This is a genomic window from Streptococcus sp. 1004_SSPC (assembly GCF_001069025.1).
Classification (GTDB): Bacteria; Bacillota; Bacilli; order Lactobacillales; family Streptococcaceae; genus Streptococcus; species Streptococcus vestibularis.
In genome coordinates this window covers 1-231 of record NZ_JWGQ01000091.1, presented here as the reverse complement: position 1 = coordinate 231, position 231 = coordinate 1, and the positions used below count along the sequence as shown (strand labels likewise).

Annotated in this window: 2 tRNA genes; both read left to right on the top strand. The window is 53.2% G+C overall.

The features are described 5' to 3' along the window. Positions 1-78 precede the first annotated feature (78 nt). Positions 79-152, top strand: a tRNA-Met gene (locus tag ADF62_RS07075). A gap of 3 nt (positions 153-155) precedes the next feature. Beyond that, a tRNA-Phe gene (locus tag ADF62_RS07070) sits at positions 156-228 on the top strand. The last annotated feature ends 3 nt before the right edge of the window (positions 229-231 follow it).

Here is a 231-nt window from a genome sequence, read left to right as displayed (position 1 = left end):
TGAAGGGAACGGTCTTGAAAACCGTCAGGCGTGTAAAAGCGTGCGTGGGTTCGAATCCCACATCCTCCTTATAATTAACGCGGGATGGAGCAGCTAGGTAGCTCGTCGGGCTCATAACCCGAAGGTCGTAGGTTCAAATCCTGCTCCCGCAATTTGGCTCGGTAGCTCAGTTGGTAGAGCAATGGATTGAAGCTCCATGTGTCGGCGGTTCGATTCCGTCTCGCGCCATTT